This is a genomic window from Vibrio qinghaiensis, from assembly GCF_002257545.1.
GTDB classification, from domain to species: Bacteria; Pseudomonadota; Gammaproteobacteria; order Enterobacterales; family Vibrionaceae; genus Vibrio; species Vibrio ordalii.
In genome coordinates, this window is record NZ_CP022741.1 from 353,579 (window position 1) to 375,258 (window position 21,680).

Consider the following 21,680-nt stretch of genomic DNA (forward strand, 5'->3'; position numbering starts at 1 on the left):
CTTATTTGCTTGGTGGCGTGTAACCTTCGATATGGACCTCTTTTCCTTCAAATAGGAAGTTGGTCATTTCGGTTTCCAGTAATTTACGATGTTCAGGGTCCATCATATTGAGTTTTTTCTCGTTGATCAGCATGGTTTGCTTATGCTGCCATTGTGCCCAAGCCTCTTTTGAGATGTTGTCAAAAATACGTTTACCCAATTCACCTGGGTACAGTTGAAAATCCAAACCGTCGGCTTCTTTATTTAGTCGAGCACAAAATACAGTGCGGCTCATGGTCACTTCCTCTTCGGTGTTTTAAGGGTTAATTTCAAATGGAAGGCTTTCTAGCAACTGTTTTACAGGAGCGGCTAAGCCGATTTGTTTCGGTTGGGCTAAGTTATACCAAAGACCTTTGCTTGCTTCCATGATGATGTTCGGTTGTTGAGATAACTCCACCAAGATCGGTGTGATCTCTAGATGATAATGGCTAAACGTGTGGCGAAAAGCGATGAGTGGGCGAATAGAGTCGATAGTGCTCTCTTTGATGGCTCTGTGATCAAGTTGATCTTCGATGGCGCTATTAGGGTTTTCAGGAAAGCAAAACAACCCCCCCCAAATGCCACTTTGAGGGCGCTGTTCTAACCATACTTGATGGTTATGGTGCAGCATCACAAACCAAGTCTGTTTGGTTGGTTTGTCTGTTTTTGGTTTTTTGCCCGGATAATCGAGTGGGTTATTTTGTTTATTGGCGATGCAAAAAGATTCAACTGGGCAGAGTGTACATTTCGGTTTGCTACGTGTGCAGACCATCGCCCCCATATCCATCATGGCTTGGTTATATTTATCAACATCTTGCGCTGGCGTATTTTGTTCGGCATGTTGCCATAATTGAGTTTCAACTTTTTTTTGCCCCGGCCAGCCTTCGACAGCAAAACAGCGGGCTAAAGTTCGCTTTACGTTACCATCTAAAATGGCGTGCGGCTGCTTATAAACCGAAGAAAGCACCGCCGCAGCGGTTGAGCGGCCAATACCCGGTAGAGCATTCATCTGTTCGATATCAAGGGGAAACTCACCGCCATATTCGCTGGCCACTATTTTGGCTGCTTTGTGTAGATTGCGCGCACGCGCGTAATAACCAAGGCCGGTCCATAGGTGCAGTACCTCGTCTTGTTCTGCATTGGCCAAATCAATCACGGTTGGAAAGCGTTGTATGAAGCGTTCGAAATAAGGGATCACCGTGGCGACTTGAGTTTGTTGGAGCATAATTTCCGACAGCCAAACGCTGTAGGCCGTTTTGTTTTGTTGCCACGGCAAATGTTTGCGCCCATAGGCGTCATACCATTTTAAAATGGCGTTAGCGAAAGGTGTCACGACAGGCTCTTTGGTTTATAGTTTTAGTGGAGCAAAATTGCACCACATAAATGTGACGTTGTAAAACGGACAAATTGTGTGGATTTATCCAACAAGTTTATTTCGATAACACTTGCACCGAGAATAATTCTTTGGATAATCCCCGCTTTGATTAATCAATGTGCAGGCAAGATCAATGAGTGAAGTAACCACCAACGAATATACCGAAGAAGGCAAAATACTGCGTCGAATCCGTAGTTTCGTTCGTCGTGAGGGTCGATTAACCAAAGGCCAAGAAGCGGCAATGAATGAATGTTGGCCAACAATGGGTATTGATTTCCAACCACAATTGCTCGATTGGGCGGCGGTTTTTGGTAACGATAACCCGGTGGTTTTAGAAATCGGTTTTGGTATGGGCGCTTCATTAGTTGAAATGGCTAAAAATGCACCGCAAAAAAACTTCTTTGGCATTGAAGTGCATAGCCCAGGTGTTGGCGCCTGTTTGTCGGCTGCTCGTGATGCTGGCGTGACTAATTTACGCGTGATGTGCCATGATGCAGTGGAAGTGTTTGAACACATGATCCCTGATGGTAGCCTGCATACACTGCAACTGTTCTTCCCTGATCCTTGGCACAAAAAACGTCACCACAAGCGCCGTATTGTGCAGTTAGAATTTGCGGAAATGGTGCGTCAAAAACTAAAAATGGAAGAGGGCATCTTTCATATGGCGACCGATTGGGAAAACTACGCTGAGCATATGATTGAAGTGATGAATCAAGCGCCGGGCTTTGCCAATATTGCCGCAGAAGGTGACTATATTCCTCGTCCAGAAGAGCGTCCTTTGACTAAATTTGAAGCGCGTGGTCACCGTTTAGGTCATGGTGTGTGGGATATAAAATATAAACGCACCGCGTAACGACTCACTTTTGTTGCTGCAACAAAATTAGCGATTAAAGAAAAGCCAACATTGTTATAATGTTGGCTTTTTCGGCCTTAGCGCCCTACGAAAATCATTATAAAAATAGAGAAAAACATTTCTCACCCGAGGTAAGGTCACCCATGAAGCTAACACCCAATCTACTTGCTGATATTTTGTGTGAGGTTCGCCCACTGATCGGCAAAGGAAAAGTCGCCGATTACATTCCTGCTTTAGCCAAAGTACCGAATAACAAGCTGGCGATCGCGGTTTACACCAATCAAGGTGAAGTGATTTCGGCTGGAGATGCCACGGAAGGATTCTCAATTCAATCCATCTCTAAAGCCTTGAGCTTAACGCTCGCTATGATGCTCTATAAACCAGAAGAGCTATGGCTTCGTGTCGGAAAAGAGCCTTCAGGCCAAGCGTTTAATTCAATGATCCAGCTTGAAATGGAGCAGGGCATTCCGCGTAACCCTTTTATCAATGCTGGAGCTATTGTGGTGGCAGATATGCTGCATAGCCGTTTATCAGCCCCTCGGCAGCGCTTGCTGGAGTTTGTACGTCAGTTGTCGGGTGAGGAGGGCATCGTATACGACAAAGTGGTGGCGGCTTCAGAAATGATGCACAGCGATCGCAATGCCGCCATCGCCTATTTGATGCGCTCGTTTGGTAATTTCAATAATGACGTTATCCCGGTACTGCACAACTATTTTCACGCTTGTTCACTTAAAATGAGCTGTGTTCAATTAGCAAAAACCTTCAGTTATCTGGCAAATAAAGGGGTGTCCGTGCATACCAAGGAAGCGATAGTAACGCCAACACAAAGCAAGCAGATCAATGCCTTATTGGCGACTTGCGGTTTGTATGATGGCGCAGGAGAGTTCGCTTATCGGGTTGGCATGCCGGGTAAATCGGGCGTAGGTGGCGGTATTATTGCGGTTGTTCCTGGGGAGATGACGATTGCGGTTTGGTCGCCAGAGCTTGATGCGTCAGGTAATTCTTTAGCGGGCACTAGGATGTTAGAACTCTTGGCTGAGCGTATTGGTCGCTCTATCTTTTAAGTTCAATATTCTCTGACAGCCCGTGCTTTTGGCAAAAGATTGGCTACCGATTCGGTTAGCCAATCTTTGTTGGGTTTATCTTTTTAGTCGTCAGCCATAAAGGCTTCGAGCAAGTCATTAAGAAACAGTTTTCCTTTTTCTGTGATTTGCCAGTGATTTTCGGTTTGCGTTAAATAGTGTTCGGCTAGTGCCCAATCTATCGTTGGCTGAATCACGCTTAAACTTAATCCAGTTGTTTCAACAAAGTCTTGTTTCGGACAAGCTTCCATCAAGCGAAAGCGGTTCATGAAGAATTCAAAAGGGCGATCCGCAGCGGCGACTTCAAATTCGTCATCCAAGTAGGGTTTGAGTAAATTGAGATAGCCACGCGGATGCTTCACCTTAGTGGTACGCACAATACGTCCGTCACTAAAGCTGAGTTTGCCATGCGCGCCACAACCAATCCCCAGATAATCACCAAAGCGCCAGTAATTTAAGTTGTGTTGGCATTGATAGCCGGGTTTGCTATAGCCAGAAATTTCATACTGCACGTACCCAGCGGCGGCCAATTTTTGGTGACCCAACTCGAAAATATCCCACAGTGCGTCATCATCTGGCAAAGTAGGCGGTTTAAAGTAGAAAACCGTATTAGGTTCAATGGTCAGTTGATACCAAGAAAGATGAGGTGGGTTTAGTGCAATCGCTTTGTCTAAATCGGCCAGCGCTTGTTCACAGTTTTGATCGGGTAAGCCATGCATCAAATCTAAGTTGAAGCTGTTTAAGCCAATTTGATGAGCTAATTGAGCGGCATTAATCGCCTCTTGCTGACCGTGAATTCGCCCTAAACGTGCCAGTTTTTGTGGCTCAAAACTTTGTACACCAATCGAGATGCGCGTCACCCCTGCTTGTCGATATCCAACAAAACGGTCAGCCTCTACCGTGCCCGGGTTGGCCTCCATGGTGATTTCAATCCCATGCTTAAACGCAATACGCGCTTCAATGCCTTGCAGCAGGCGAGCAATACCTTCAGCAGAAAAAAGACTCGGTGTACCACCGCCAATAAAAATGGAATGCAATGGGCGAGGATGGTCTGCAAGGCGGTATTTGGCGATATCGGTATCGAGATCCTCCAATAGCGCATCAATGTATTCACGTTCAGGAATATCGTGCTTTAGCGCGTGAGAGTTAAAATCACAATAGGGGCATTTTTGTACGCACCACGGGATGTGCACGTACAAACTCAGCGCGGGTGGTTGCAACATTATGAATTTTGCTCGCTTAAGGTTTTAAATAGCATTTTTAGCGCTTTGCCACGATGTGAAAGCTGCTTTTTACGTGCAGGTAGCAGTTCAGCTGAAGCGCAGTTATCTTCAGGGACAAAGAAGATCGGATCATAACCAAAACCGTTACTGCCGTGAGCTTGGTGCAAGATGCGACCTTGCCACGTACCATGGCAGACAAGTGGTGTTGGGTCATTTTCGTGACGCATGAAAACCAGCACGCAATGAAAACGAGCGGTGCGTTGTTCGTCTGGTACACCTTCCATCGCCGCTAATAATTTTTCTAGGTTTTGTTGGTCACTGGCATTTTCACCCGCGTAGCGCGCCGAGTAAATTCCCGGAGCACCTTGCAGATAATCCACTTCTAATCCTGAATCATCGGCAATCGCCGGTAAGCCAGTGATTTTGGCAGCATGTCGTGCTTTGATGATCGCATTTTCAATAAAGGTGGTGCCAGTCTCTGCGGCTTCTGGGACGTTTAATTCTGTTTGCGCCACCACATCAAAACCGAAATCAACCAGCAGATCAGCCATTTCGCGCACTTTGCCTTGGTTTCCTGTGGCTAATACTATTTTTTTCATTGCACTATTTCTCTATTCTTCGACGTAGAATTTTTGGGTGAATTTAAGCTTACCGGTGCCTTTTAAGCCCGCATCAACCTCAATGTCAAAACTCAAATTCTCTTCATTGGTAATGGGGAATTCAGCGAGGTAATAAATCGCGTTGCCCTCTTTGAATTGTTTAAATTCAAGTTCACGTACCTGACCGATTAGGTTTTTTGCGTTGCCTTTGAGTTTCGCCTCTATAGCTGGTTTACCTAAGGCCGAGTTATCTAATACGCTGATGTTTAAAATAGCCGAGTAACCATTACGTTTTAACTGATAACTGCGCGCCACTTGTGGCGTTAAAAATGTTGAGTTGAAAGCTGAGTAGTGCACTTCAACATTCTTGATGGTTTGAAACTGCTCGGCGAGTGTGGGTAGCGAAATAAAGGCTATAACAAACGCTATCATCCATTTACGCATGTGGTGCTCCTTATAAAACAGAGTGGGCTAAATAAAAAGCCATCACAAGATGGCTTCAATCGGCTGTGGTATCACTTGAGGTGAATGAATTCGGACTTGTTTATGGCGTCCCAATTCCCCTTTTTCTATCTCGATTAAACCTTTGGCGACTTTAAATTGTTTAGCCAAAAATTGGGTTAAATGCGCGTTGGCTTTGCCATCAACAGGCGGGGCGGTGATGGCAATTTTGAGCTCTTCACCATGCAAGCCGACGATACTATCGCGGCTTGCTTTGGGTTGGATATAGAGCTTGAGGATCAGATCCTCTCCCTCTTGCCAAACAGCAGATGACATTACAACTGATACCATACTGGGCCAATAAAATCGCCCATTAGGAAGTTAGCAAACTGCAGCACAATAAACAGCACTAATACACTTAAATCAAAACCACCCATCGCTGGTAGGATACGGCGGATCGGCGCAAGCATCGGCTCGGTTAATTGATGAAATACGTATTCAATCGGGCTGCGGCCTTGGCTAACCCAACTTAGAATAGCGCGGATCAACAGCACCCAGAACAGCAAACCGCCAGCGGCTTTGACTAACGAGAGTAAGCCTAAGAATAAAAAGTAGACGCTAAAACTAACCGCACCACCTGATGCCACCAGCATTAAGGCAATAAATTTCAATACGCACAGCACGTACGCAAAGAGAACCGTGGCCAAATCTAGGCTACCAATGGATGGAATCGCTCGGCGCAGTGGGCCAACCACAGGTTGCGTTGCTTTGACGATAAACTGGGAGAATGGGTTATAGAAATCGGCACGCGCTGCTTGTAACCAAATGCGTAAAATTACGACCATGATGTACAGATCAAACAGGGTGGAGATCAAAAAACTCATTGAATTCATAACTAGCCCTTAATATGAGTAGAGTGTCGTTTACGCTTTTGCGCTATAGCTTAGTGAAACGCCACTAGGATTAAAACAGTTTTTCCATTTCTTGTGCACGACTCACGGCCGCTTGCATCGCTTTTGCAACGATATTGGCAAGTTGATGCTCGTTAAAGGTGCCAATCGCCTCGGCGGTGGTGCCACCTTTGGAAGTCACTTGTTCACGCAATGTCGAGAGTTCAATCTCAGGGTTTGCCACCACCATTTCGGCTGCGCCTAACGCCGCTTGTTGTACTAACAAACGGGCCGTTTCTTTATCAAAGCCTTGAGCGATGGCTTCATTTTGCATCGCTTCCATAAACAAAAAGAAGTAGGCAGGCGCACTGCCTGCGGCGGCGATGACACCATTAATGGCGGGCTCGTTTTCAACCCAGCACACTTCACCAACGGCTTGTAGCAATTGTGCGGTAAAGCGTTTGTCTTGCTCTGATACGCTTGGAGCGGCAAATAGACCGCTCATGCCTCGATTGATCAGCGAAGGTGTATTGGGCATGGCGCGTACTAGTTGCAGTTCGGTCGCCAGCATCTCATTAAGGCGCGCCGCAGCAACACCTGCTGCAATGGAGATCACCAACTTATTTCTAAAATCAATGGATTGCAAAGGTTGACAGACACTGGCCATCAACTGCGGTTTGACCGCCAGTACCACCACATCGGCTTGCTGCGCTGCGGCAAGATTATCGCTGGTGGTGTGAATGCCATACGCACTTTCCAGTGGTTTGCGTCTTGTTTCTGACGGTGCGGTCGCGGTAATTCTATCAGCTGGATAACCGCTGGCGACTAAGCCTGCAATAATTGCTTTGGCCATATTGCCTGCACCGATAAAAGTGATGTTTCTCTGCTGCATCTGCTGACCTCTAATTGCTTGTCGCTGATTGATTATTATGTGGTTGATAGATAAGCCAGTGCTAAGCGTAATCACGCGCACCAAAAATAGCGGTGCCGATCCTCACCATAGTGCTACCCGCTTCAATCGCCGCTTGCATGTCGCCACTCATGCCCATTGAGAGCGTATCTAACCCTGAAAAACGTTCAGACAATTGCGCTTGTAAGCTCGCCAGTTTTTGAAATGCGGCAAGTTGCGCAGCGTAATTGGGCACATTCTCAGGAATAGACATCAATCCTCTTAACGTGAGGTTAGGTAGCGCGGATATCAACTCTGCCAACTCAACTATTTCGTGTTCATTAATGCCTGATTTTGAGCTTTCGCCGCTGGTGTTGACTTGAATCAAGACCTGTAGTGGTGGCATGCCCACTGGGCGTTGATCATTTAAACGCTGGGCAATTTTACTTCGATCCACCGTATGCACCCAAGTAAAGTTCTCGGCCACAATGCGCGATTTATTGGACTGAATTGGGCCGATAAAGTGCCATTCTAAATCCAGTTCGGAGTGCAAGGTATTGAAGTACTGAGCTTTATCTGCGCCTTCTTGCACATAGTTTTCACCAAATAAACGTTGCCCAGCGCGCGCCGCTTCTAGAATCGCTTCGACAGGTTTGGTTTTACTGACCGCTAAAAGTTGCACTCTCTCTCGAGCGCGTCCACACTTTTGTTGTGCACTTTCAATTTGTGAAGTGATCTGTTCAATATTTTGTTGAATACTACTCATAGCCTGACTTTATTAAGGAAATTAAATGGATATCGCTGAGCTACTGGATTTTAGTGTAAAGCACAACGCTTCGGATCTACATCTATCTGCAGGTGTTCCACCTATGGTACGGATAGATGGTGAAGTAAGAAAGCTCGGAGTGCCTGCTTTTACTCATGCTGACGTGCATCGTTTGATTTTTGAGATCATGAACGATGCTCAGCGTAGTGAATTTGAAGAGAAACTGGAAGTGGATTTCTCATTTGAGCTGCCTAATGTAGGGCGTTTTCGTGTCAATGCTTTCCATCAATCTCGTGGCTGCTCTGCGGTTTTCCGGACGATTCCTACGGTGATCCCAACCTTGGAAGATCTGCAAACACCTGACATTTTTAATAAAATCGCCAATTATGAGAAAGGATTGGTGCTGGTGACCGGGCCAACAGGGTCGGGTAAATCGACCACGCTGGCAGCAATGGTTGATTACATTAATTCCCATCACAACAAACACATTTTAACCATTGAAGACCCCATTGAGTTTGTGCATAGCAACAATAAATGTTTGGTTAACCAACGCGAAGTGCACCGAGATACCCACAGCTTTAAAGCGGCGCTACGCTCGGCGCTGCGCGAAGATCCGGATGTAATTTTAGTCGGTGAGCTGCGCGATCAAGAAACCATCAGCTTAGCGTTAACCGCGGCTGAAACCGGGCATTTAGTGTTTGGCACGTTACATACCAGCTCTGCGGCGAAAACTATCGACCGGATCATTGATGTGTTTCCCGGTAGTGATAAAGAGATGGTTCGTTCAATGCTCTCTGAATCATTGCGAGCCGTGATTGCGCAAAAGTTGCTAAAACGTTTAGGTGGGGGCCGCGTCGCGTGTCATGAAATTATGCTTGCCACTCCAGCTATTCGTAACTTGATCCGCGAGGATAAGGTTGCGCAGATGTACTCCATCATCCAAACGGGTGCGGCGCATGGCATGCAAACCATGGAACAGAATTCCAAACAGTTGATTGCGCAAGGCATTGTCGATCAAGAAGAAGTGCAGAAAAAACTGGAAGTCAATTCATCACCATTTTAAGAGAGAGCTCATGGAACTGAACCAATGTCTTGAGGGTATGTTGACTCAAAAAGCTTCCGACTTGTACCTCACCGTAGGAGCGCCAGTGTTATTTCGCGTCGATGGTGAGTTAAGAGCTCACGGCGAAAAGTTATCCCAAACGCAGGTGCTGGCGTTGTTAGATGCCATGATGGATGAGGATCGCCGCCGTGAATTTCAACGCACACGTGAAGCCAATTTTGCAGTGGTGAGAAAGATAGGCCGCTTTCGTGTCAGTGCTTTTTTCCAGCGCGAGCTGCCCGGTGCAGTGATCCGCCGCATTGAAACTCATATTCCCACCTTTGAAGAATTAAAGTTACCGGGCGTGTTGCAAGATCTTTCGATTGCAAAGCGTGGGCTGGTGCTGGTGGTTGGCGCGACGGGGTCGGGCAAATCGACCACCATGGCGGCCATGACGGGTTATCGTAACTCGCACCGAACTGGGCATATTTTAACGGTGGAAGACCCGATTGAGTTTGTGCATGAGCATCAGCGTTGTATTGTGACCCAGCGAGAAGTGGGGTTGGATACCGAGAGTTACGAAGTAGCGCTAAAAAATTCGCTACGCCAAGCTCCTGATATGATTTTAATTGGTGAGATCCGTTCACGTGAAACGATGGAATATGCGATGACCTTTGCCGAAACCGGTCATTTATGTATGGCAACGCTGCATGCTAACAATGCTAACCAAGCGCTTGAACGAATTTTGCATTTGGTCCCTAAAGAGCAAAAAGAGCAGTTTTTATTTGATCTGTCGATGAACCTCAGAGGTGTCGTTGGGCAACAGTTGCTCCGCGATAAAAATGGCAAGGGACGACATGGTGTGTTTGAGATTTTACTCAATAGTCCTCGAATTTCCGATTTGATCCGCCGCGGTGATCTGCACGAGTTGAAAGCGACGATGGGCAAATCACAAGAAGTGGGGATGCAGACTTTTGACCAAGCACTGTATCAACTGGTTGTTGATGAGAAAATCAGTGAACAAGATGCACTGCACAGCGCCGACTCCGCCAATGATTTACGTTTAATGTTAAAAATAAAGCGTGGCGAAGGGCTCAGCAGTGGCACATTGGATAACGTGCAGATTGATATGGAATAGTCGCAGTTCAAGACGAACAATCCCGAACTCGATTCGGGATTGTGTTGCACCGCTGTATTAAAGTTAAGTTACGCGCCCCATTGCGCTTCAAACCAGCTCTCTAAGATCACTACAGCTGATTGGCAATCGACATTGCCTTTGCTCAGTGCTTTGTAGCCGCCCATGGCAAATAAGTCGGCGCGCGCTTCTCGGGTTGAAAGCCGTTCGTCATGCATCTCAACGGGTAAGCCAAAGCGCCCGTGTAAACGCTGCGCAAATTTTTTGGCTCGCGGAGTAATGGTTTCCAACGCTTTGCCGTGCAAATCTGTTGGTAGCCCTACCACCAATAAATGGGGTTGCCACTCTTTGATCTGCTTTTCGATCTCTTGCCAATGTGGAATTCCGTCATTGGCTTTAAAGGCTTTAAGTGGCGATGCGGTGCCTGTAACTTCTTGGCCAATCGCACTGCCGATGCTTTTGGTGCCAAAGTCAAAAGCCATAATGGTTCTGGATGTCATAATCAGTATCTTGCATGGTGTAACGAAGGCTCTAAAAAGGCGCGTAGCCTAGTTAGAGCCGTAAAGGTTAGAGCCGTAAAAGTTAAGCATGCCCAGCTTGCGCTGAGAGTTGGATGGGATCAATACCGAATTTTTTAATCGCCTGATTCCACTTATCGTGAATGGGCGTATTAAAGATAACCTCTGGATCGGCCTCAATGGTTAACCAAGAATTTTCAGCCAGCTCTAACTCAAGCTGACCGGGCTCCCAGCCTGAATAACCCAGAGCCACAAGATAGTGACTTGGTTCGGCATCCGTGCCCAGTACCGCTAAAATATCTTTCGATGTGGTGACGGCAATGTCATCGCTCATACGGATGCTGGATTCATAATGATCTTTCGGTCGATGTAGAATAAACCCACGATCTTCAGAAACAGGACCGCCATTCAATACGGGCCTTTTTAGGCTATCAAGTTGAAGCTTCGGGTAGCTTGGCTCAACATCGACTTGGTTTAACATGCCGCCCACAGTGATATCAATCGGCACATTAATCATCAAGCCCATCGCCCCATCTTCATTGTGTTCACAGATGTAAATAACACTGTGCTTGAAGTAAGGGTCTCTCATACTTGGCATGGCAACTAAAAAATGATTTGTAAGATTCATACTGCCTCCAACCTATCGCAAATTACTGGGCAAGAGTTTGCCCAGTTCAGCATGACTTGTTGATTCGACGCTCAATCGCGTCCATCAACTTACCGGTAATTGAGATATCAAAGGCGGCCTCTATTTCACGAATACACGTAGGGCTCGTCACGTTGATCTCAGTGAGCTTGTCGCCAATAACGTCAAGTCCGACAAAGATTAAGCCTTTTTCTTTCAATGTTGGAGCAATGGTTTGAGCAATTTTCTTATCGGTTTCGCTCAGTGGACGCGCTTCACCACGGCCACCCGCTGCCAAATTGCCACGGGTTTCACCTTGTGCCGGAATTCGCGCTAGGCAGTAAGGCATTGGTTCACCATCGACCACTAAAATACGTTTATCACCGTTGCTGATGTCAGGTACAAAAGTTTGCGCCATACAGTAGTTTTGGCCGTGGTTAGTTAATGTTTCGATAATGACGGATACGTTTGGATCTCCCTCTTTAACGCGGAAGATAGATGCTCCGCCCATACCGTCTAACGGTTTTAAAATCACATCACCATGTTGCGCGCGGAAGGCTTTAATTTTTTCCGCTTTACGCGTCACTATGGTGGTTGGCGTTAGTTCAGGGAACCATGCCGTAAACAGTTTCTCATTGCAGTCACGTAAGCTTTGCGGCTTATTGACGATTAATGTTCCTGCTTCTTCTGCTCGTTCTAGAATGTAGGTTGCGTAGATATATTCAGTATCAAACGGCGGATCTTTACGCATCAACACTGCATCGAGATCAGCCAGTGGAATAGTTTGCTCAGATAAAAACTCATACCAACCGTTCGGATCTTCTTTTAATGTCACCACTTTGGTATCGGCAAAAGCGACACCTTGATCTAAGTGTAGATCATTCATCTCCATATAGTGGATTTCATAACCACGACGCTGCGCTTCTAGCAACATGGCAAAGCTGGAATCTTTTTTGATGTTAATGGACGAGATAGGGTCCATGACGATACCAAGTTTAATCATTGTTTTTCTCCGGTTAGCCAAGATCGCCAAAGCGAACTTGAAGAGCAGTAATAGCCGTTAAGGCCGCAGTTTCAGTACGCAGTACGCGTGGGCCTAGCAAGGTTTCTTCAAAATGGTACTGTTCAGTCATGCTAATTTCTGATTCTGATAAGCCTCCTTCAGGGCCAATCAACAAACGGACTTTATTGATAGGTTGAGGTAGGGTATTAATCGAATACTTCGCACGTGGATGTAAGTTGAGCTTGAGTGCATCACTGGGTTCGGCACACCACTCTTGCAACTGCATAATTGGGCGGATCAGCGGCACAATATTGCGGCCGCACTGCTCACAAGCGCTGATTGCAATTTTTTGCCACTGTTCAAGTTTTTTCTCAAAACGTTTGGCATCTAATTTCACGCCGCAACGTTCAGAAATCAAAGGCGTGATGGTATTGATGCCAAGTTCGACCGATTTTTGAATGGTGAACTCCATTTTGTCTCCACGCGAGATCACCTGCCCAAGGTGTAAATTAAGAGGCGATTCACAGCTGCTTTCGACTCTTTTCAACACATTGACCAGTACATTTTTTTTGCTGACCTCGGTAATTTCCGCTGGGAATTCCGCGCCACTGCCATCAAAAAGCAGTACTTCTTGGCCCGCTTGCATGCGTAGCACCCGGCCAATATGCCCAGCCGCATCATCATTGAGAGCAATAATGGCTGAGGGTTGAAGAGGAGTCGGATGATAAATTCTAGGGATACGCATGGATAGTTCCTACCTGACGTTGAATAGCCATTAACATGGATGCTTTACACTGAAAAAACAAGAGGCAAGGGCGAGTTTCAATCACGAAAATGGCCCACAAAAAGTACCTTATGAACGGCACTGTTGCTGTACAAATGGGTTGTGGTTGCCTTGAACTTTGGCAATTCGCTGATCGCGTTTGCATTCCCACTCATCGGCTGGGTATTGGCGATTCCAAGCCTGCATTAGTTGTGTTTGGGATTTGGATAACTGAAAGCCATAGTTCTGGCTCATGTACAGATAGGTACGAGCAATTGAGCCACGTGCTCTATCGGGTGGCATGACTTTGCGTTGTTTAAAATCGACCTGCATTTCACAACGGCCATAGCTTTCACCTTCTACGCCATTCCACTGACTGAAATTGTAGTTTGAACGGTCGCCGTTGACTTCGCCAATCGCCGGCGTCAGGTTGTGGAGGTCAGCTTCCATCGAACGAAAAATAGTATCATTTTTGGTGCAATTTTTACGCCCACCTTGTTGCCAGCACTGACGCTGGTGGCCAAATTGCCAAGCCGGGACGACGTGTTCCCATTCAATGCGGCTGGCGCGAGTTTGCTGTTTGCGAACTTGGTAACCACAAGCTTGTAAGTCGGGCGTGCCTTTCTTACCTTGCCATGCTATGTCACAACCGCAGTAAAAGCTCACTGGATGATCATGATAGATTTTCAATGCTTCTTTTTTAGCTTGAGAAAAGGAAGCGGGAGGCGCAGCTAGGGCACAAAACGAGAACAGAGCTAAGCTGCTATTCACAAGCAATAAGCGAAAATAGGACATCATTTAGACTGATATAAGTATGGTTTTTATAAGTCTAACACTCAGATTAAAGAATAATAAATGATGTTTTTGTTGTTAATTGCAGATGAGTGTAATCACACCGCTGTGGATTCAACTAGCAGCAACCAAAGTTTATTTAGGAAAGCTGCACGCCAGTAAAATGGAGCGTTTGTGCACAGTGTTGGCAGCGGTAGGTGGCTTGATTGCGCATCACTTTATTGTGGCGACGGACAGTGAGCGGGTAATGTGCACAGGCGCAGTGATATTCAAAGGTTTTACCTTGCACTGAAGAGACTTCAAAGCGATGAGTGGTATTGGCTGGTAAATGAAACACTTGATTCATCACAGCCTGCCACTCTTTACCGTGTGGAGGAACGCGACCATAGCGCTGGTAGGTAATTAGGTGGGCGATTTCATGTGGGATCACTTCATCGAGAAAGGCGCGTTGATTTTCAGCAAACAGCACTGGATTCAGTCTGATTTCCCAACGTTGTAAATAAGCCTTACCTGCCGCCTTTCCCCGCAACTGATAGTTGATACTCGGCATAGGGAAGTCGTGTTGAAAATAGTGACGAGCGGTTGTGATGCACTGCTTTGCTTTTACTTGCGCACGGTAATGTAGCTCAAAATTAGGCACAGATTCATTCCTAGAAAAAAGCCCTTGCGAATGAGCAAGGGCTTACAAATTTAAACTAGGTTGAAAATTACTTCAAGCCAGCAAAGTCACGCAGGATGGCGGCTTTGTCAGTCGCTTCCCAAGGAAACTCTTCACGGCCGAAGTGACCGTAAGCGGCAGTTTTCTTGTAGATCGGTTGCAGTAAATTGAGCATTTCTTGTAGGCCGTATGGGCGTAGGTCGAAGTGCTGGCGTACCGCTTCAATGATGATCTCTTGGGATACTTTCTCAGTACCAAAGGTTTCGACCATGATTGAGGTTGGATCCGCAATACCAATCGCGTATGACAACTGAATTTCACAACGATCAGCAAGGCCAGCCGCCACGATATTTTTCGCCACATAACGCGCCGCGTAAGCTGCACTACGGTCTACTTTTGATGGATCTTTACCAGAGAATGCACCACCACCGTGACGCGCTGCGCCGCCGTAGGTATCAACGATGATCTTACGACCAGTTAAACCACAGTCGCCCATTGGGCCGCCAATCACAAAACGACCGGTTGGGTTGATGAAGAATTTGGTCTCTTTGCTAAGCCACTCGGCTGGCAACACAGGCTTAATGATCTCTTCCATGACGCCTTCGCGTAGGTCAGCTGTCGAGATAGAGTCGCAATGTTGCGTTGAAAGAACGACGGCATCAATTCCAACAATTTTACCTTGGTCATATTGGAAGGTAACTTGAGATTTTGCATCAGGACGTAGCCAAGAAAGCGTGCCATTTTTACGCACTTCTGCTTGTTTTTGCATCAAGCGGTGAGCGTAGGTGATCGGTGCTGGCATCAGGATTTCAGTTTCGTTGGTCGCGTAACCGAACATAATACCTTGGTCACCGGCGCCTTGTTCTTTAGGATCGGCCTTATCAACACCTTGGTTGATATCAGGTGACTGTTTACCAATGGTATTCAAAACAGCGCAAGAATTGGCATCGAAACCCATCTCTGAGTTGACGTAACCAATTTCACGAACGGTTTGGCGAGTAAGTTCTTCAATGTCCACCCATGCAGAGGTCGTGATTTCACCACCAACCATGACCATGCCGGTTTTCACGTAAGTTTCACAAGCAACACGCGCTTTGATGTCTTGTTCTAGAATCGCATCCAAAACCGCATCAGAAATTTGGTCTGCAATTTTATCTGGATGGCCTTCTGAAACGGATTCAGAAGTAAACAGGTGCTTAGCCATGGGAGCTCCACTTTTATTCGTTGGACTATGGCAAGCTTTGCTCACCATCGTTATTCATTAGTTTATGTAGGTGTTTCTACATCTAGACGTCTATTCTAGTTTTGAATAGTCGAATTACAAGTTATTTTTACGCCTGTCTGTAAACCAAACGTTTGCTTAAATTTAGATGAAAAATTGGAGTTTGGTTTTTTATCCTAAAAATAAGCGCCAAAGAGCACTATTCCTCCAGTAAAACGTTTGCAGTGAGAAAAGTGCTTTGAGAGAATAGCCGCGCTATTTTCAGCCCATTTCCGTTAATTTGGATTCGCTTAATGCACTCAGGAGCAGACATGTCTTCCCATAACCTTGTTTCTAATAAAGAACTCGCCAATGCCATCCGTGCTCTTAGTATGGACGGTGTTCAACAAGCTAACTCTGGTCACCCTGGTGCACCGATGGGTATGGCCGATATCGCTGAAGTTCTTTGGCGTGGCCACTTAAACCATAACCCACAAAACCCACAATGGGCTGACCGCGACCGTTTTGTGCTGTCGAACGGCCACGGCTCAATGCTGATTTACTCTTTGTTGCACCTGAGCGGTTACGCGCTGTCGATTGATGATTTGAAAAACTTCCGTCAATTGCACTCAAAAACACCGGGTCACCCAGAATACGGTTACGCGCCGGGCATTGAAACCACCACGGGTCCACTAGGCCAAGGTATTACCAATGCGGTCGGCATGGCGATGGCTGAAAAAGCACTGGCGGCGCAGTTCAACAAACCGGGTCACGACATCGTTGACCACTTCACTTATGTGTTCATGGGTGATGGCTGTTTGATGGAAGGCATCTCGCACGAGGCGTGTTCTCTTGCAGGTACGCTAGGTCTTGGCAAACTGATTGCGTTTTGGGATGACAACGGCATCTCTATCGATGGTCATGTGGAAGGCTGGTTCTCTGATGACACGCCAAAACGTTTTGAAGCGTACGGCTGGCATGTTATTGCTGCGGTTGATGGCCATAACGCTGAAGCGATTAATGCCGCGATTGAGGCTGCGAAAGCAGACCCTCGTCCAACCTTGATTTGCACCAAAACCATCATCGGTTTTGGCTCGCCAAACAAAGCGGGCTCACACGACTGTCACGGTGCCCCTTTAGGCGCTGAGGAAATCAAAGCGGCGCGTGAATTCCTGGGTTGGCCGCACGCACCTTTCCACATCCCTGCCGACATTTACGCGCAGTGGGATGCCAAAGAAGCTGGCCAAGCAAAAGAAACCGCTTGGAACGCCAAGTTTGAAGCTTACGCCGCCGCTTACCCAGCCGAAGCCGCTGAGTTCAAACGCCGCGTAAACGGCGAGTTGCCAGCAGAATGGGAAGCGAAAGCGAGTCAAATTATTGCGGACCTTCAAGCCAACCCAGCCAATATTGCGTCACGTAAAGCGTCACAAAATGCGCTGGAAGCGTTTGGTAAAATGCTGCCAGAATTTATGGGCGGCTCGGCGGACTTAGCACCGTCTAACCTCACCATGTGGTCGGGCTCTCAATCGCTCACGGCGGAAGACTTCTCGGGTAACTACATTCACTACGGTGTACGTGAATTCGGTATGACGGCCATCATGAATGGTATCGCGCTGCACGGTGGCTTCGTTCCTTACGGCGCAACCTTCCTGATGTTTATGGAATACGCACGTAACGCAATGCGCATGGCGGCTCTGATGAAGATTCAGAACATCCAAGTGTACACGCACGATTCTATCGGCTTGGGCGAAGATGGCCCAACCCACCAACCAGTTGAGCAAATCGCATCGCTACGTCTAACACCAAACATGAGCACATGGCGTCCGTGTGACCAAGTGGAATCAGCTGTCGCATGGAAATTGGCGATTGAGCGTAAAGATGGCCCATCAGCGCTGATTTTCTCTCGTCAAAACCTCGCGCAGCAGCCACGCAGCGAAACGCAAGTTGCCGATATCACGAAAGGTGGTTACATCCTAAAAGAGTGCGCTGGTCAGCCTGAGCTTATCCTTATCGCGACGGGTTCTGAAGTTGAACTCGCAGTGAAAGCCGCTGAGCAGCTAAGCGCAGAAGGTAAGAAAGTACGCGTGGTTTCGATGCCATCAACCGATGCATTCGACAAACAAGACGCCGCCTACCGCGAAGCGGTACTACCAGCGGCCGTGACTAAGCGTATCGCTATTGAAGCGGGTATCGCGGATTTCTGGTACAAGTACGTTGGTTTTGGCGGCAAGATCATCGGTATGACGACGTTTGGCGAATCAGCACCCGCAGACCAACTGTTCAAGATGTTTGGTTTCACCGTTGACAATGTGGTGAACACAGCGAAAGAACTGCTGGCGTAATTGAAAGCGGCTCTTTTCTTTGTTAAGCAAAGAAAAATAGACGATAAAAAAATCCCGCTACGGCGGGATTTTTGTTTTATAGCACGAAACTTAAACGATTCGATTAGTAAGAGATTTCAAATCCGAGTGTAATGGTTCGCCCCGGATCAGGCATGCTGACCACAGAACCCGGACGCACTTGATAACGATCGGTCACGTTGTTGATCGCAAAGAACAGCTGCGTGTTGGCATTCAACTCGTACTGTGAATAGAGATCAATCGTGTAATCGGACGGGATTTCAAGGATCGGATTGGCCGCCGTGCCCGCCAACCAATCACTAGGGTTTGATTTGCCCGAGTGATAAGAAACTTTTACCCCAGAATCGAGCGTGTCGTTGAAGAATTTCGTGCCCACATTTAGGTACAAATTCTGCTTTGGCGGAATCCGCGTTGGGGTTAATCCCCATGCAAATCCAAGCGAATTACAGGTATCACTCTCCGCGTATTGCGCTTGTTGAACTGAACAAATCTTTGTCTCGCTGTACAAGGTCGCCGCGAAGTGGGTGTACAACCAAGCATATTGGTAATGGGCATCCAACTCCCAACCAGAGAGTTGCAACTTATCATAATTGGTGAAGGTAAAGTTCGCCTGCCATTCAGACATACCCGGGGTTTTCGCCAATTGTCCACCTGAAATGAAGTCTTTAATACTGTTGCGGAAATAGGACACCGACAGATTCAAACGATCATCCTGCAGCAAACTGTCCGACGCCATAAATTGCACGCCAACCTCATTGTTCCACGCTTGTTCTGGTTTGATCGGGTTGTATGGGTTATAGCTGAACACCTCATTTGATAGCGTCGTTTCATACAAGCTCGGCATACGATAAGTGCGTGAGGATTTCAAAAACAGCTGAGTGCTGGGTGTTAAGGCGTAGGTGAACTCACTGAGCAGATCGAGCTTCTCCTTGTAGTCTAACTGCTGCTTGGTTTGATAATCGGTTGACTTGGCATTGTGCAGATTGAGGCCAAGCTGAACTTTCAACGGCGAGTAATCGATATCCGCATTTACAAACAGGTTCTGCGCCGTGCGTTTTCCGTGGCGGGAAGTCACCGTCTTGGTAAAACGGGTTTGCCCATCGTCTTCGGGAGATAAGCGCTCATTTTGCTGAGCCAAACCATAATTCAGCCTGACTGGCCACTGAGTCAGTAAGGTTTCATTGGTCAGGCTCAGACCAGAGCGATCGTTGTGATATGCATGAAAATATTGCTCCGCATTGGTTCCTAGCGCCCAAAGTCCATTGTATTGCGCCAGATCAGCCTCGGTGTACCAAAAGTTAGCATTCAAATTGAGCCAAGGATGATCCGGTTGATAATAGTAATTGGCGCTGTAGGTATTCACTTTGGCGGTTCCTAGCCCCCACTGCGGCATTCTGTCTTTGCCATCGGGGTATGGGTTTCCTTCCCAATCTTCTGAGGATTTGTACCAATACGCCATCAGCACTTCACCCGCTTTTTGCACATGGTGACGGTAATTAAAATCGGCATTGTGTGCCGTGCCAGTGTCGCTCGCGAGTTTGAACAGCCAAGAGTCACTCTCAAAACTGGTATTGACGACTTCTTGCCCTTGCCCAACAACAGGCTCTTGATACTCCTCATAACCTTTCTTGCCAGCGAAGTGATTGCCTTTTGAACGCTTACTGTACGCCAGTACCGTATTGAACGATTCGGCCTGATAACCCAATCCAAGCATAAGTGAACCGTGTTTAAATGCAGAATGCTCACCTCGCTCATCAAGCGCGTATTGGCTTTGTACCGAATAATCACCCGAAACATCAGGCGTCCGGTTATGGTTATTGGCGCGTGCTTTCAGTACCACACCGAAGGCTTGATCATCTTTGATAATGTCTTTGATACCCAAGGTCGTGGCATTCACCACACCGCCCACCGCGCCACTGGCATAAGGTGAACTCTCAATGGTCGCCCCTTTATTGACGGTCAATGAACTGAGCAAATCGGTATCAATATAAGTGCGATCACTCACCCCTTGATAGCCACGAGAGGTGTGAGTGGATTGCAAACTCCCATCAATAAAGATCGGCACACGCCCCTCGCCCTGCACACCACGGATGCCAATATCCAATGCCCCCGCTTCGTTGTGCATGTTATTACTCTGTACACTCGTGATGCCGGAGAAAATATCCGCGTTGGCAATGCCGCGCACTTTATCTAAATCAGAACGAGTACGTTGATCGGTGGGAATCGATTGACCATGAACCGTAACGGTTTCATCGACAGTTTGCCCGGTATTCTCTTGTGCTTGAATGACACTACTCAAAACGACAGGAAGAAGAGTGAACAAAGGTTTCAACTGCATAATTTGATCCTTGTCAAAAATAAAGCACGGATACTGATGCAATTGATAATCATTATCAACAATTTATGGCAAAGTTTTTAGTGACCTTGCTCCCACAAACATTCACGCGATCAATTATTTGCGCACTATTTACTCTGATTTGAGCCTTTTATCGTCGCCGAACAAAAGCACTATTAGCAATCGATTGCTTAAGGAATTTCCCTAAGTACAGGCTCAGATTGAGCGATCAACAGGCTTTTCTCTCGTGTTAGACAACATCGCACTATTCGTAAGCCAAGCTCAACTCAAAGCAACACAGAAGGAGAACCACCGCAATGACCACCTCTTCCACCGTAATTATTGGATTGCACAACCCGAAAAGCCCAACCAACGTCGGCGCAGTAATGCGTGCTGCTGGCTGCTACAACGCCACTCAAGTGCGTTACAACGGTACGCGTTATGCTCGCGCCGTGAAATTTCAGACCGACACTCAAAATAGCCATGAACGTATTGGATTGGTCGAGATGGACGACCTCACCGCGGGATTGGATAGTGAAGTCAAAATCGTCTGTGTCGAGCTGGCGGTAGGTGCAACCGCGCTGCCTCACTTTACCCATCCAGAACAAGCGATTTATCTGTTTGGCCCCGAAGATGGTTCGCTGCCGCAAGAGGTGGTCGATCAAGCGCATCATGTGGTTTACGTGCCCACCCACGGCTGTATGAACCTCGCCGCCACCGTCAATGTTGTGTTGTATGACCGTTTAGCCAAAAGCCTCGGTGAGATTGACGATCAAGCACAAGTGATCGCCAATCGAGATAATAAAAATCGGTTGAAGGTGAAAAGCTAAACCGCGTTCACTTTTTACGTTAGCGAAAATGCTTTATGCCCCTCCCACTTCTAGGGGGAGGATGGGAGGGGGTATTTCACACCAGCCTTACTCAACTGTGTGCAAACTTTACATCAGTGATAACTAAAATACCCCACCCTAACCCTCCCCTAGAAGGGGAGGGAACTGGATTTGTGGTCATTTGGATTTTGTGGCTGATTGTGAATTGATAACACGTTTATGGACAAAAGTGAGTTAGGGCAACCGCTTCAACTCACTTGTAAAGCATAAGAATGTTTAACG

Annotated in this window: 23 protein-coding genes; 6 read left to right on the plus strand and 17 right to left on the minus strand. The window is 47.0% G+C overall.

Annotated elements, in window-relative coordinates; translation table 11 throughout:
- Position 1: 1 nt before the first annotated feature.
- Together CCZ37_RS01790 and mutY are read right to left on the minus strand one after the other, a co-directional pair.
- Entirely contained in the window at positions 2-274 is a 273-nt protein-coding gene (locus tag CCZ37_RS01790) for an oxidative damage protection protein (RefSeq protein ID WP_010320634.1), read from the minus strand.
- A 21-nt stretch (positions 275-295) separates the two neighbouring features.
- Entirely contained in the window at positions 296-1,351 is a 1,056-nt protein-coding gene (gene mutY / locus CCZ37_RS01795; RefSeq protein WP_094499600.1) for an A/G-specific adenine glycosylase, read from the minus strand.
- A 175-nt stretch (positions 1,352-1,526) separates the two neighbouring features.
- On the opposite strand from mutY, the gene trmB reads away from it, so the two are divergent.
- Together trmB and glsB are read left to right on the plus strand one after the other, a co-directional pair.
- A complete protein-coding gene (gene trmB / locus CCZ37_RS01800; RefSeq protein WP_026027213.1) occupies positions 1,527-2,246 on the plus strand; it encodes a tRNA (guanosine(46)-N7)-methyltransferase TrmB in 720 nt (239 codons plus the stop codon).
- A 143-nt stretch (positions 2,247-2,389) separates the two neighbouring features.
- Complete coding sequence (gene glsB / locus CCZ37_RS01805) at positions 2,390-3,310, plus strand: glutaminase B (protein ID WP_094499601.1); 921 nt, start codon at positions 2,390-2,392, stop codon at positions 3,308-3,310.
- Between the two features lie 83 nt (positions 3,311-3,393).
- On the opposite strand, the gene hemW is transcribed toward glsB, so the two are convergent.
- From hemW to CCZ37_RS01840, 7 genes are all read right to left on the minus strand, one after another.
- The gene (gene hemW, locus CCZ37_RS01810; protein ID WP_094499602.1) at positions 3,394-4,551 is read right to left on the minus strand and encodes a radical SAM family heme chaperone HemW; all 1,158 of its coding nucleotides are present in this window, start codon (positions 4,549-4,551) and stop codon (positions 3,394-3,396) included.
- Positions 4,551-5,150 carry an XTP/dITP diphosphatase gene (locus tag CCZ37_RS01815; RefSeq protein ID WP_094499603.1) on the minus strand — a complete coding sequence of 200 codons (600 nt, stop codon included), beginning with the start codon at positions 5,148-5,150 and terminating at the stop codon, positions 4,551-4,553. The genes hemW and CCZ37_RS01815 overlap by 1 nt, the downstream gene beginning before the upstream one ends.
- A 12-nt stretch (positions 5,151-5,162) precedes the next feature.
- Entirely contained in the window at positions 5,163-5,594 is a 432-nt protein-coding gene (locus CCZ37_RS01820) for a DUF4426 domain-containing protein (RefSeq protein WP_094166176.1), read from the minus strand.
- A gap of 42 nt (positions 5,595-5,636) precedes the next feature.
- Positions 5,637-5,927 (minus strand): DUF167 family protein YggU, encoded by a 291-nt coding sequence (yggU, locus tag CCZ37_RS01825; protein ID WP_010320642.1) that lies wholly within the window; start codon positions 5,925-5,927, stop codon positions 5,637-5,639.
- Entirely contained in the window at positions 5,927-6,484 is a 558-nt protein-coding gene (locus CCZ37_RS01830; protein WP_010320643.1) for a YggT family protein, read from the minus strand. The genes yggU and CCZ37_RS01830 overlap by 1 nt, the downstream gene beginning before the upstream one ends.
- A gap of 70 nt (positions 6,485-6,554) precedes the next feature.
- A complete protein-coding gene (gene proC / locus CCZ37_RS01835; RefSeq protein WP_094499604.1) occupies positions 6,555-7,373 on the minus strand; it encodes a pyrroline-5-carboxylate reductase in 819 nt (272 codons plus the stop codon).
- A 61-nt stretch (positions 7,374-7,434) separates the two neighbouring features.
- Positions 7,435-8,136 (minus strand): YggS family pyridoxal phosphate-dependent enzyme, encoded by a 702-nt coding sequence (locus tag CCZ37_RS01840; RefSeq protein WP_094499605.1) that lies wholly within the window; start codon positions 8,134-8,136, stop codon positions 7,435-7,437.
- A 25-nt stretch (positions 8,137-8,161) separates the two neighbouring features.
- Between CCZ37_RS01840 and CCZ37_RS01845 the strand changes: the two genes are divergently transcribed.
- Both CCZ37_RS01845 and CCZ37_RS01850 read left to right on the plus strand, forming a co-directional pair.
- Positions 8,162-9,199, plus strand: a complete 1,038-nt coding sequence (locus CCZ37_RS01845; protein ID WP_010320646.1) for a type IV pilus twitching motility protein PilT — start codon at positions 8,162-8,164, stop codon at positions 9,197-9,199.
- A 10-nt stretch (positions 9,200-9,209) separates the two neighbouring features.
- Positions 9,210-10,316, plus strand: coding sequence for a PilT/PilU family type 4a pilus ATPase (locus CCZ37_RS01850; RefSeq protein ID WP_094499606.1), 1,107 nt, complete (start codon positions 9,210-9,212; stop codon positions 10,314-10,316).
- 68 nt (positions 10,317-10,384) lie between these two features.
- Here the strand turns inward: CCZ37_RS01850 and ruvX are convergent, their stop codons facing one another.
- The 7 genes from ruvX to metK all read right to left on the minus strand — a co-directional run bounded on the left by ruvX (position 10,385) and on the right by metK (position 15,876).
- On the minus strand, positions 10,385-10,813 hold the full coding sequence (gene ruvX / locus CCZ37_RS01855; protein ID WP_010320648.1) for a Holliday junction resolvase RuvX: 429 nt from the start codon (positions 10,811-10,813) through the stop codon (positions 10,385-10,387).
- 82 nt (positions 10,814-10,895) lie between these two features.
- The gene (locus tag CCZ37_RS01860) at positions 10,896-11,459 is read right to left on the minus strand and encodes a YqgE/AlgH family protein (protein ID WP_010320649.1); all 564 of its coding nucleotides are present in this window, start codon (positions 11,457-11,459) and stop codon (positions 10,896-10,898) included.
- Between the two features lie 46 nt (positions 11,460-11,505).
- The gene (gene gshB / locus CCZ37_RS01865; protein WP_040122940.1) at positions 11,506-12,459 is read right to left on the minus strand and encodes a glutathione synthase; all 954 of its coding nucleotides are present in this window, start codon (positions 12,457-12,459) and stop codon (positions 11,506-11,508) included.
- Between the two features lie 13 nt (positions 12,460-12,472).
- Positions 12,473-13,204, minus strand: a complete 732-nt coding sequence (rsmE, locus tag CCZ37_RS01870; RefSeq protein WP_094499607.1) for a 16S rRNA (uracil(1498)-N(3))-methyltransferase — start codon at positions 13,202-13,204, stop codon at positions 12,473-12,475.
- A gap of 108 nt (positions 13,205-13,312) precedes the next feature.
- Positions 13,313-14,020: a deoxyribonuclease I gene (gene endA / locus CCZ37_RS01875; RefSeq protein WP_013857813.1), complete on the minus strand. Its 708-nt coding sequence runs from the start codon at positions 14,018-14,020 to the stop codon at positions 13,313-13,315.
- A gap of 133 nt (positions 14,021-14,153) precedes the next feature.
- Entirely contained in the window at positions 14,154-14,654 is a 501-nt protein-coding gene (locus CCZ37_RS01880) for a SprT family zinc-dependent metalloprotease (RefSeq protein WP_094499608.1), read from the minus strand.
- Between the two features lie 67 nt (positions 14,655-14,721).
- Positions 14,722-15,876 (minus strand): methionine adenosyltransferase, encoded by a 1,155-nt coding sequence (gene metK / locus CCZ37_RS01885; protein WP_010320654.1) that lies wholly within the window; start codon positions 15,874-15,876, stop codon positions 14,722-14,724.
- A gap of 329 nt (positions 15,877-16,205) precedes the next feature.
- Here metK and tkt point away from each other — a divergent pair, with 329 nt between their 5' ends.
- Positions 16,206-18,215 carry a transketolase gene (gene tkt, locus CCZ37_RS01890; RefSeq protein ID WP_094499609.1) on the plus strand — a complete coding sequence of 670 codons (2,010 nt, stop codon included), beginning with the start codon at positions 16,206-16,208 and terminating at the stop codon, positions 18,213-18,215.
- A gap of 103 nt (positions 18,216-18,318) precedes the next feature.
- On the opposite strand, the gene CCZ37_RS01895 is transcribed toward tkt, so the two are convergent.
- Positions 18,319-20,571, minus strand: coding sequence for a TonB-dependent receptor domain-containing protein (locus CCZ37_RS01895; RefSeq protein WP_094499610.1), 2,253 nt, complete (start codon positions 20,569-20,571; stop codon positions 18,319-18,321).
- Positions 20,572-20,885: 314 nt separating this feature from the next.
- On the opposite strand from CCZ37_RS01895, the gene CCZ37_RS01900 reads away from it, so the two are divergent.
- Positions 20,886-21,398 (plus strand): RNA methyltransferase, encoded by a 513-nt coding sequence (locus tag CCZ37_RS01900; protein ID WP_000213748.1) that lies wholly within the window; start codon positions 20,886-20,888, stop codon positions 21,396-21,398.
- Positions 21,399-21,680: the final 282 nt, after the last annotated feature.

What these genes read in the sequence shown, in the direction of transcription:
- rsmE (WP_094499607.1), bottom strand. Translation starts at nt 13,204, where the DNA reads ATGCGTATCCCTAGAATTTATCATCCGACTCCTCTTCAACCCTCAGCC.
- gshB (WP_040122940.1), bottom strand. Translation starts at nt 12,459, where the DNA reads ATGATTAAACTTGGTATCGTCATGGACCCTATCTCGTCCATTAACATC.
- CCZ37_RS01850 (WP_094499606.1), top strand. Translation starts at nt 9,210, where the DNA reads ATGGAACTGAACCAATGTCTTGAGGGTATGTTGACTCAAAAAGCTTCC.
- CCZ37_RS01900 (WP_000213748.1), top strand. Translation starts at nt 20,886, where the DNA reads ATGACCACCTCTTCCACCGTAATTATTGGATTGCACAACCCGAAAAGC.
- CCZ37_RS01830 (WP_010320643.1), bottom strand. Translation starts at nt 6,484, where the DNA reads ATGAATTCAATGAGTTTTTTGATCTCCACCCTGTTTGATCTGTACATC.
- yggU (WP_010320642.1), bottom strand. Translation starts at nt 5,927, where the DNA reads ATGTCATCTGCTGTTTGGCAAGAGGGAGAGGATCTGATCCTCAAGCTC.
- hemW (WP_094499602.1), bottom strand. Translation starts at nt 4,551, where the DNA reads ATGTTGCAACCACCCGCGCTGAGTTTGTACGTGCACATCCCGTGGTGC.
- proC (WP_094499604.1), bottom strand. Translation starts at nt 7,373, where the DNA reads ATGCAGCAGAGAAACATCACTTTTATCGGTGCAGGCAATATGGCCAAA.
- tkt (WP_094499609.1), top strand. Translation starts at nt 16,206, where the DNA reads ATGTCTTCCCATAACCTTGTTTCTAATAAAGAACTCGCCAATGCCATC.
- CCZ37_RS01840 (WP_094499605.1), bottom strand. Translation starts at nt 8,136, where the DNA reads ATGAGTAGTATTCAACAAAATATTGAACAGATCACTTCACAAATTGAA.
- endA (WP_013857813.1), bottom strand. Translation starts at nt 14,020, where the DNA reads ATGATGTCCTATTTTCGCTTATTGCTTGTGAATAGCAGCTTAGCTCTG.
- glsB (WP_094499601.1), top strand. Translation starts at nt 2,390, where the DNA reads ATGAAGCTAACACCCAATCTACTTGCTGATATTTTGTGTGAGGTTCGC.
- trmB (WP_026027213.1), top strand. Translation starts at nt 1,527, where the DNA reads ATGAGTGAAGTAACCACCAACGAATATACCGAAGAAGGCAAAATACTG.
- CCZ37_RS01860 (WP_010320649.1), bottom strand. Translation starts at nt 11,459, where the DNA reads ATGAATCTTACAAATCATTTTTTAGTTGCCATGCCAAGTATGAGAGAC.
- CCZ37_RS01845 (WP_010320646.1), top strand. Translation starts at nt 8,162, where the DNA reads ATGGATATCGCTGAGCTACTGGATTTTAGTGTAAAGCACAACGCTTCG.
- CCZ37_RS01895 (WP_094499610.1), bottom strand. Translation starts at nt 20,571, where the DNA reads ATGCAGTTGAAACCTTTGTTCACTCTTCTTCCTGTCGTTTTGAGTAGT.
- CCZ37_RS01790 (WP_010320634.1), bottom strand. Translation starts at nt 274, where the DNA reads ATGAGCCGCACTGTATTTTGTGCTCGACTAAATAAAGAAGCCGACGGT.
- CCZ37_RS01820 (WP_094166176.1), bottom strand. Translation starts at nt 5,594, where the DNA reads ATGCGTAAATGGATGATAGCGTTTGTTATAGCCTTTATTTCGCTACCC.
- ruvX (WP_010320648.1), bottom strand. Translation starts at nt 10,813, where the DNA reads ATGACATCCAGAACCATTATGGCTTTTGACTTTGGCACCAAAAGCATC.
- metK (WP_010320654.1), bottom strand. Translation starts at nt 15,876, where the DNA reads ATGGCTAAGCACCTGTTTACTTCTGAATCCGTTTCAGAAGGCCATCCA.
- CCZ37_RS01815 (WP_094499603.1), bottom strand. Translation starts at nt 5,150, where the DNA reads ATGAAAAAAATAGTATTAGCCACAGGAAACCAAGGCAAAGTGCGCGAA.